At 68.9% G+C, this 7107-nt stretch carries 6 protein-coding genes and 2 pseudogenes; 7 read left to right on the top strand and 1 reads right to left on the bottom strand.

Going from position 1 to position 7107, the window contains the following annotated elements:
* The first annotated feature begins 187 nt into the window (after positions 1-187).
* From ACP95_RS15295 to ACP95_RS07530, 3 genes are all read left to right on the top strand, one after another.
* Positions 188-655: a plastocyanin/azurin family copper-binding protein gene (locus ACP95_RS15295; protein WP_082224621.1), complete on the top strand. Its 468-nt coding sequence runs from the start codon at positions 188-190 to the stop codon at positions 653-655.
* Between the two features lie 83 nt (positions 656-738).
* On the top strand, positions 739-2226 hold the full coding sequence (locus ACP95_RS07535; protein ID WP_082224620.1) for a sulfite oxidase: 1488 nt from the start codon (positions 739-741) through the stop codon (positions 2224-2226).
* 2 nt (positions 2227-2228) lie between these two features.
* Positions 2229-2738, top strand: coding sequence for an FKBP-type peptidyl-prolyl cis-trans isomerase (locus tag ACP95_RS07530; RefSeq protein ID WP_049980616.1), 510 nt, complete (start codon positions 2229-2231; stop codon positions 2736-2738).
* A gap of 12 nt (positions 2739-2750) precedes the next feature.
* Here ACP95_RS07530 and ACP95_RS07525 read toward each other — a convergent pair whose 3' ends face one another.
* Positions 2751-3494, bottom strand: a complete 744-nt coding sequence (locus ACP95_RS07525; RefSeq protein ID WP_049980615.1) for a helix-turn-helix domain-containing protein — start codon at positions 3492-3494, stop codon at positions 2751-2753.
* A gap of 141 nt (positions 3495-3635) precedes the next feature.
* On the opposite strand from ACP95_RS07525, the gene pyrG reads away from it, so the two are divergent.
* The 4 genes and pseudogenes from pyrG to ACP95_RS07505 all read left to right on the top strand — a co-directional run.
* Positions 3636-5291, top strand: coding sequence for a glutamine hydrolyzing CTP synthase (pyrG, locus tag ACP95_RS07520; RefSeq protein ID WP_049980614.1), 1656 nt, complete (start codon positions 3636-3638; stop codon positions 5289-5291).
* A pseudogene (gene guaA / locus ACP95_RS07515) lies at positions 5291-6207 on the top strand (glutamine-hydrolyzing GMP synthase). Before pyrG ends, guaA begins: the two are co-directional and overlap by 1 nt.
* Positions 6204-6533, top strand: a complete 330-nt coding sequence (locus ACP95_RS07510) for a DUF7126 family protein (protein WP_049980613.1) — start codon at positions 6204-6206, stop codon at positions 6531-6533. The pseudogene guaA and the gene ACP95_RS07510 overlap by 4 nt, the downstream one beginning before the upstream one ends.
* A gap of 188 nt (positions 6534-6721) precedes the next feature.
* Positions 6722-7107, top strand: a pseudogene (locus ACP95_RS07505) (hypothetical protein); the annotation flags it as partial.

The raw sequence follows: 7107 nt of genomic DNA, 5'->3' as shown, positions 1-7107 counted from the left end.
GCGTCGACGCCGCCGCGATCCGGGAGCGCGCGCAGGCGTACGCCGAGGAGCTGTTCGCGGCGCGCTGACGCCGTTTTCGGGCTGAGCGGCGCGTCCGTTCGTGGCCGTCGCGGACTGCCGCCCGACGCCGACGTGTTGGCCCACGCCAAGCTTGGTTTCATGGCCGAACGCGGTCTCCGCCAACCCGATGGTCACACGACGACAGCTCCTGCGAACTGGCGCGCTCGGGATCGCGACGGCGCTCGCCGGCTGCGGCGGCACGGAGCCCACCGAGACGGCGACCGACTCGCCGACGGCCACGGCGACGCCGACGGCGACCGCGACGAGCACCCCGACGGCGACGGTCGTCGACGTGGGGCCGGAGCGGCGCCTCCGGTTCGAGCCCGAGGAGATCGAGGTCTCTGTCGGCGACACCGTCGAGTGGGTCGCCCGCAGCGAGGGCCACAACGTGACGAGCCACCCGGACGCCTCGCCGAAGTGTGAGAACCCCGAGGGCGCCGACCCGTTCACCTCCTACGAGGGCGACGACCACTTCGCGATCATGGCGGTCGGCGAGACGTTCACCCACGAGTTCACCGTCGCCGGCGAGTACGTGTACGTCTGCACGCCCCACGCGGGTCAGGGGATGGTCGGCACGGTTGTCGTCACCGAGTGATCGACGCCCGTCGGCGCCTCGGGCGCCGTCGATTGGCGAGTACCAAGGGAGCAATGATGCGGGTCGACGGACAGCCTACACGTATGTCACAGTCTGACAGGCAACGTGACGACGACGGCGCGGCGGACGACTCGACCGCGCGCTCCGCCCGCGATCGCTTCGTGGACCGGCGACGGTTCCTGAAGACCTCGGGCGTGCTCGCCGGGATCGGCGTGCTCGCGGGCTGTGGCGGCGGCCCGGATCCCACCGAGACGGCGACCGAGTCGCCGACGGAGACGGAACCGCCCACAGACACCGAGCCGCCGACGGACACCGAGACGGAGACCGAAACGGAGACGGAGCCGTCGCTGGAGGAGCGCTACCCCGGCCTGCGCATCCTCTCCCCGGAGCCGGAGAACGCCGAGGCGGCCGCCCGGGAGACGTACACCGACTTCATCACCCCCCGCGATGAGCACTACATCCGGAACCACTACCCGACGCCCGACATCGAGGAGTCGGAGTGGACGGTGTCGCTGACCGGGCTCGTCGACGGCGAGCCGGAGCTGTCGATGGCGGAGATCAAACACTCCTTCCGCACCGAGTCGGTCACCCACACGATGCAGTGTGCGGGCAACGGCCGGAGCTACTTCGAGCCACAGGTCGGCGGCAACCAGTGGACGTTCGGCGCGGTCGGCAACACCGTCTGGACCGGCACGCCGATCTCGGCGATACTCGAGTACTACGGCGCCGACACCAGCGACGGCCGGTTCCTCACCGTCATGGGCGGCGAACACCCCGACGGCGAGGACGTGTTCACCCGCTCGATCCCGATGGAGAAGGTGATGGACGACACGCTGCTGGCCTACGAGATGAACGGCTCGCCGGTCTCCCCGGACCACGGGTTCCCGGTGCGCCTGCTCGTCCCGGGCTGGTTCGGCTGTAACAACGTGAAGTGGGTCGACCGCATGCACGTGATGGACACGATGGTCATCGGCGACGAGTGGGAGGAGGAGGGCGCCCCGGAGGACGGCCAGCGCACCTACACCCACTGGCAGCAGTACTCCTACCGGGTCGTGCCCGAGGAGGACACCCGCGCGACCCACTACGAGGACATCCCCGTCTACGACACCCGCGAGCAGATGGAGCGCACCGACGAGATCGACAACGCCTACATGTACGACCAGGTGGAGAAATCCCTGATCGGCTACCCCGGCCAGGGGCAGACTGTCACCACCTCGCCCACGGGCACGCTCGAGGTGATCGGCGTCGCGTGGGCCGGCGACGACAACGTCGAGACCGTCGAGGTGTCCGCCGACGGCGGCGAGACGTGGAACGAGGCGGAGTTCTTCGGCCCGATGACGCAGCCGAGCGGCTGGCGGCAGTTCCGCTACGTCTGGCAGGACCCGCCGACCGGCGAGCAGACGCTGCACTCGCGGACGACCGACGAGCGCGGCTACACCCAGCCGGCGACGGTCTCGGCGCCCGAGGACCAGCTGATCGGGATCGAGAACGACCAGTACCCGTGGTGTCAGGGCGGCTACGGCAACAACGCCTACGTCCCGCACGGGGTCAGCTTCACCGTGGAGGAGTGACGATGGTCGAACAGGGCGAGATCGCGATCGTCCACCTCACCGGGCGGCTCGTCGACGGGCCCGAGGCGGGCGAGCCGTTCGAGACCACCGACGTGGACGTGGCGCTCGAGGCGGGGATCTACCACGACCAGCGCGACTTCAAGCCGCTGGAGTTCCGCGTCGGCGAGGGGCACATCATCCCGGGGCTGGACGAGGCGGTCCAGGGGATGACGGAGGGCGAGGAGCGGACGGTCGTTCTCGAGCCCGAGGCGGCGTACGGCGCCGTCGACGAGGACGCGATCGTCACCGTCCCGCGCGAGGAGATCGAGTCTCGGAGCGACACGACCGCCGAGGTCGGCGGGCTCGTCGAGAGCGAGAGCGGCGAGTACGGCTGGATCACGGCCGTCGACGACGAGCGCGTCACCGTCGACTTCAACCACGAGCTCGCGGGCGAGCGCGTCGAGTTCGAGATCCGGCTGCTCGAGAGCCACGCCTCGAAAACCGGGAGCGCCGGGGAGCGCGGAACGGCCTGACGGGTTGGGCGCTCAGCGCGCCTCCGTCGCCCGGTCCGGAGCCGTCCCGTCGTCGAGTTCGAAGTAGCCTTTCGCGAGCGCCGCCTCGGCCTGTCGGAGCCGGTAGGAGACCGTCGACCCCGGGACGCCGAGCTGTTCGGCGAGCTCGCCGACGGTGATCTCTCGCGGCGTCTCGTAGTAGCCGTGGTCGACCGCCGCCCGGAGCGTCGCCCGCTGCTCCTGTGGCATCGACACCGACGCCAGCGAGTCGACGGTCCACTGGGAGACGCCGTTGAGGTGGCTGAACTCCACGGAGACGCCGTCGGCGAGCGACTCCTTCAGGCGCTCGAAGAACGGCTCGATGTTCGCCGCCGAGCGCGTGAGGATCCGCATCTCGTTGGTGCTCCCCTGTCGGTGGGCGTGGATGATGAACCCCCGTTCGAGGCGCCTCGCCGCGAGCGCGTAGACGGAGTCGCAGGTGTGGAGCCGGTCGACGAACAGGTACATCACGACCGACGACGCCGACCGCTCGAGCACCGTCGCGTGGCGGTCGGCGCCGCAGGCCGACTCCGTCATCACCTCGGCGTCGCTCCCCCTGATCGCTTCGACCTCGTCCAGCGCGTCCTCCGGCCCGACGAACTGCTCGACGAGCCAGAACTGGTCCCGACTCACGCAGGTCCCGATCGACTTCCCGCGCAGCGACGGCTCCCGACGGAACAGGTCCATCAGCGGGTCGGCGCCCGGGCCGTAGCTGAACTCGAGACCGAGCTCTCGCATGTGTCACAGTCTCTCACACGCTCCGAGAATATATTTATTCCCCAACTAATACGGCGTCGGGATCACGAGCGAGTCCGCCGTCGCACACCCCCGTCAGCGACCCTCCGAAATCGTTATCCCGAGTCGCGGGGGATGGTCAGTATGCCGACGGACCCGCAGCGATACGACCCCGACCTCGGACGGAAGTTCGTGTTCGTCACCGGCGGGGTGATGTCCGGCCTCGGCAAGGGCATCACCGCCGCGAGCACCGGGCGCCTCCTCTCGAACGCCGGCTTCGACGTGACCGCCGTCAAGATCGATCCCTACCTCAACGTCGACGCCGGGACGATGAACCCCTATCAACACGGTGAGGTGTACGTGCTGAAAGACGGTGGCGAGGTCGACCTGGACCTCGGGAACTACGAGCGGTTCCTCGGGGTCGACATGACCTCCGACCACAACGTCACGACGGGGAAAGTGTACCAGCACGTCATCGAGAGCGAGCGCGCCGGCGACTACCTCGGGGAGACCGTCCAGGTCATCCCCCACATCACCAACGACATCAAGCGGCGCATCCGCGAGGCCGCCGAGGGGAGCGACGTCTGTCTCGTCGAGATCGGCGGCACCGTCGGCGACATCGAGGGGATGCCGTACCTCGAGGCGCTGCGGCAGTTCGCCCACGAGCAGGACGACGAGGACATCCTGTTCACCCACGTGACGCTGGTCCCCTACTCGAAGAACGGCGAGCAGAAGACCAAGCCGACCCAGCACTCCGTGAAGGAGCTGCGCTCGATCGGGCTCCAGCCAGACATCCTCGTCGGGCGCTCGGAGGACGAACTCGACGCGAAGACCAAGGAGAAGATCGCGCTGTTCTGTGACGTGCCCACCGACGCCGTGTTCTCGAACTCCGACGTCGAGGACGTGTACCACGTCCCGCTGATGGTCGAGGAGGAGGGGCTCGACGAGTACGTGATGCAGGAGCTCGACCTGAAAGACGAGGCGCTGCCGCCCGAGGACCGCTCGACGGAGTGGCGCGACCTCGTGACCCGCGAGCGCACCGACAGCGTCGAGGTCGCGCTGGTCGGGAAGTACGACCTCGAGGACGCGTACATGTCGGTCCACGAGGCGCTGAAACACGCCGGCATCCAGCGCGGCGTCGAGGTGAACGTCTCGTGGGTCGACGCCGACGACATGGACGACCACCACGCCGACCGGCTGGAGAACGCCGACGGCGTCGTCGTCCCCGGCGGGTTCGGCTCCCGGGGGACCGAGGGGAAAGTCGAGGCGGTGCGCTACGCCCGCGAGAACGACGTCCCCTTCCTCGGGCTCTGTCTCGGCTTCCAGATGGCCGTCATCGAACACGCCCGCAACGTCGTCGGCCTCGAGGGCGCCGACAGCACCGAGATCGCGCCCGACACCCCCCACCCCGTGATCGACCTGCTGCCCGAGCAGTACGAGACCGAGGAGATGGGCGGGACGATGCGGCTCGGCACCCACGAGACCGAGATCGACGAGGGGACGCTCGCGGCCGCGGTGTACGGCGACACCTCCTGTACGGAGCGCCACCGCCACCGCTACGAGGTGAATCCGGAGTACATCCCGCAGCTCGAAGCCGACGGGCTGACGTTCTCGGGGCACGCCGACAACCGTATGGAGATCGTCGAACGCGCCGACCACCCGTACTTCATCGGCACGCAGTTCCATCCGGAGTTCCGCTCGCGACCCGACCGCGCCAGCCCGCCGTTCGTGGGCCTGCTCGACGCGATCCTCGACGAGCGCGGCGACGAAACGCCCGACGAGACGGAGGTGAGCGCCTGATGGTCGACCCCGACTCGTTCGTCGACGAGAAGGTCGAGGAGATCCGGGAGGCGGTCGGCGACGGGAAGGCGGTCATCGCCCTCTCGGGCGGCGTCGACTCCTCAGTCGCGGCCGCGCTGGCGTACGAGGCCATCGGCGACCGGCTGATCCCGGTGTACGTCGACACGGGGCTGATGCGGAAAGGCGAGACCGAGAGCATCCGCGAGACGTTCGCGTTCATGGAGTCGCTGCGGGTTATCGACGCCCAGGAGCGGTTCCTCGACGAGCTCGCGGGCGTCACCGACCCCGAGGAGAAGCGCCACGTGATCGGCGAGCAGTTCATCCGCGAGTTCGAGCGCGAGGCGACCGAGGCCGACGCCGACTACCTCGTGCAGGGGACCATCTACCCCGACCGGATCGAGAGCGAGGGGAACATCAAGTCCCACCACAACGTCGGCGGCCTGCCCGAGGCCGTCGACTTCGAGGGGATCGTCGAGCCCGTCCGCGACCTGTACAAGGACGAGGTCCGGGAAGTCGCCCGCGCACTCGACCTCGAGGAGGTGATCTCCGAGCGCATGCCGTTCCCCGGCCCGGGGCTCGCCGTCCGCGTCGTCGGCGAGGTGACGAAGGAGAAAGTCGAGGTCGCCCGCGACGCCTGTCACGTCGTCGAGGAGGAGACCGCCGAGCACGAGCCTGGCAGGCGTTCGGCGCCGTGCTGGGGAAGGCGACGGGCGTCAAGGGTGACAACCGCGTCCACGGCTGGGTCGTCGCCGTCCGCTCCGTCGAGAGCCGGGACGGGATGACCGCCCGGGCGCAGGAGCTCGACTGGGAGACGCTGCAGCGGATTCAGAGCCGGATCACCGGGATGAACGAGAACGTCGCGCGGGTCGTGTACGACGTGACCCACAAACCGCCCGCGACCATCGAGTACGAATGAAGGCACTCGTCGCGGGCCCCGACCCGGAGGGTATCGGCGCGGAGCTCGAGGCGCTCGGCGTCGCCGTCGAGCGCGTCGACAGCCCCGTGTTCGCGGACGCGTTGGCGGAGGCGGGCATCGAGGACGCCGACCTGTTCGTGCTCACCGACCTCGCGGAGGGCATCTCGATCACGCTCGCGAAGGAGGCGAACCCGGACGTGCGGGCGGTCTGTTACGGCGACGGCGAGCTGCCGGAGTCCGTCGGCGGCACCGTCGACCTCGTCGTCGACCCGTCGCTGCTCGACGCCGCGACGGTCGCCGAGGAGCTGGTCGCGGAGCTGCAGTAGTCGGCGCGGAACTGGGCGGGCGGCGCGCGCCGGCCGCTCCCGCCAGCCTTCCCGTCGCGACGCGCCGTCACTCCCGTTCTCGACGACGGTTAAACCGAGTTAATTCGGCTTATTACGGCCTCAAACGACCAAATCCCCGTTTGTCGCTATCCCCCTTCAAGTGCAAGTAGGTCCAGGCTACGGATGCGATGAACACGACGAAACTGCTCACGGTGCTCGTGGCAGCGCTGGTCGTCTCCGCCGGTGCGGGGGCGGTCACCGCCCAGACCCAGGAGACGAGCGCCGACACGAGCGTCGAAGCGACGTACGACGACGGGACAGTCACTGTCACCGTCACGCAGAACGGCACAGGCGTCGAGAACGTCTCGGTCGAGACCGACGACGAGGAGGTCGGCACGACCGACGCGAACGGCACGCTCACGTTCGACACGAACGCGAGCGACGGCGACGAACTCGAGCTCGAACTCGAGGGCGAGGGCGTCGACACCGAGGTCGAGTACGAGATCGAGGACGGCGAACTCGTCCGTGAGTCCGACGAGGACGACGAGCACGAGCTCGCGGCCGACGTGAGCTA

Origin of the sequence: Halolamina rubra (genome assembly GCF_000739555.1) — an archaeon.
In the GTDB taxonomy this organism is placed as follows: Archaea; Halobacteriota; Halobacteria; order Halobacteriales; family Haloferacaceae; genus Halolamina; species Halolamina rubra.
The sequence above is the reverse complement of the archived record's forward strand: the minus strand, read 5'-3'. Positions and strand labels throughout refer to the sequence as shown.